Annotated in this window: 3 protein-coding genes; all 3 read left to right on the forward strand. The window is 72.4% G+C overall.

The genetic code is table 11. The annotated features are described in order from the left end of the window. The first annotated feature begins 66 nt into the window (after window positions 1–66). Window positions 67–642, forward strand: coding sequence for a ribonuclease HII (locus tag K0M70_RS09895; protein ID WP_290781709.1), 576 nt, complete (start codon window positions 67–69; stop codon window positions 640–642). A 146-nt stretch (window positions 643–788) separates the two neighbouring features. After that, window positions 789–1415 (forward strand): YkvA family protein, encoded by a 627-nt coding sequence (locus K0M70_RS09900; RefSeq protein WP_290781707.1) that lies wholly within the window; start codon window positions 789–791, stop codon window positions 1413–1415. Window positions 1416–1519: 104 nt separating this feature from the next. Continuing rightward, on the forward strand, window positions 1520–1975 hold a 456-nt coding region (locus K0M70_RS09905), incomplete at its 3' end, for a PHP domain-containing protein (RefSeq protein ID WP_290781708.1).

Here is a 1975-nt window from a genome sequence, read left to right on the forward strand (position 1 = left end):
CCCCCGGCGGCGCGGCGTGGGCGCGCCCTGGGCGGCCGGGGCGGGGGGCGCGGGGCGGGCGGGCGGGTGCGGGCGCGGCGCGTTGGGGGGGGGGCCGCGCCCGCCCGCGGCCCGCTCGCCGGCCCGGTGGCGGTGGCCGCGGTGATCCTCGACCCGCGCCGCCCGATCGAGGGCCTGGGCGATTCCAAGGCACTGAGCGAAGCGCGCCGCGATGCGCTGGCGCCGCTGATCCGCGAACGCGCGCTGGCCTGGCACCTGGAATTCGTCGACGTCGCCGAGATCGACAAGTTGAACATCCTGCACGCGACGATGGCAGGCATGGCGCGCGCCGTACGCGCCCTGCAGCCGCACCCCGAACACGCCCTGGTGGACGGCAACCGCATCCCGCCCGGCCTGCCCTGTCCCGCCGAAGCGCTGGTGAAGGGCGATGCGCGCGAACCGGCGATCATGGCCGCGTCCATCCTGGCCAAGGTCGGCCGCGACCAGCTGATGGTGGCGATGGACGCCCTGCATCCGGGCTACGGCTTCGCGGTGCACAAGGGCTACCCGACGCCGATGCACCTCGAAGCGCTGCGAAGGCTCGGCCCGTGCGAGCAGCACCGGCGCAGTTTCGCGCCCGTGCGCGCCTGCCTGGAAAGCTGAGCGGTTTCTGAATTAGCCCGTTGGTCACACTCACTTCCGGGCGTCGCTGCAGCGCTTGCAACGGTCCACTCTGGTGGCGCATCCCAAGGGATGTGGGCGGGAATCCTCCCCTTCCCGCCCGTACCGCCCCCACAGCGAGAACCGCCATGAACAACCGACGCCACGACGAACGCAATGCCCTTCGCCTACCGCCCGAATCACGGGATTCGCGCCGCCGCCAGGTGGGCACCATCGCCCTGGGCGACGCTGCGGTGAACCGCTTCAACCGACTGCTCGCACACATCGCGCCCAACGCCCCGTCGGTCAGCGCCGACCAGGTGGTCACGCTGGCCCGGTGGCTCGAACAGCAGCCGCAGGACCAGGCCGTGGCGATCCTGTCCGAGCGCCTGGGCCGCGCCGAGCACCTGCGCCGCATGCTCAACGACAGCGACTGGGACGTCGGCGCGGACACCCGCGATCGCGCCCGCATGCTCACCAGCTACCTGCAGCAGGTGGACGACCTGATCCCCGATGACCAGCCGCTGGTGGGCCACCTCGACGACGCCCTGCTGGTCGAGCTGTCCTGGCCGGCGTTCGAAGGCGAGACGCGCGATTACGCGGACTTCTGCCGGTTCCGCGCCCTTGAACGGCCGCGCGGCTCGTCCACCGAGCGCCGCCTGGCCTGGGAAACCGCCTGCCTGGCCGAGGCCGCCCTCCTGCAGCAGCGCCGCGGGGTGCGCTCGCGCTCGTACGTCGCCAGCCCGGGACTGCCGGACTTCATCCGCGTCACCTGAGTCTCTCCAACGAGGCGGGCGGCACGGCCTGGCAACACAGACTGTCAAGCCTTGTCCGCCCCCACCCGCGGGGTAAACTGCCGGTCGGCCACGCGGCTTCCGGCATGACCCCTCGCTTCGTCCACCTGCATCTGCACAGCGAGTATTCGCTCACCGACTCCACCATCCGCATCCCGGAGCTGGTGGGTCGCTGCGCCGCGCTCGGGCTGCCGGCGGTGGCGGTCACCGACACCAGCAATCTGTTCGCGCTGGTGAAGTTCCACAAGGCCGCCGAGACCGCCGGCCTCAAACCCATCGCCGGCGCCGACCTGTGGCTTTCGGCCGACGGAAGCCCGCCGTCGCGGCTCACCCTGCTGTGCCAGAACCGCGAGGGTTACCTGGCGCTGTCACGGCTGATCTCGCGCGCCTTCCTCGAAGGCCACGCCGGCGACTACGTCGCCATCGAACCCGCATGGCTGTACCGCGACTGCCGCGGCCTGATCGCCCTGGCCGGCCGCGACAGCCAGCTGGGCCAGTCGCTGGCCGCCCGCCGCCAGGACCAGGCCGAGCGCGTGCTAGGC

It is taken from the genome of Arenimonas sp., from assembly GCF_019459675.1.
In the GTDB taxonomy this organism is placed as follows: domain Bacteria; phylum Pseudomonadota; class Gammaproteobacteria; order Xanthomonadales; family Xanthomonadaceae; genus Arenimonas.

Bases quoted from the DNA above. Each gene is read 5' to 3' on its own strand.
- K0M70_RS09900 (WP_290781707.1), top strand. From the start codon at position 789: ATGAACAACCGACGCCACGACGAACGCAATGCCCTTCGCCTACCGCCC.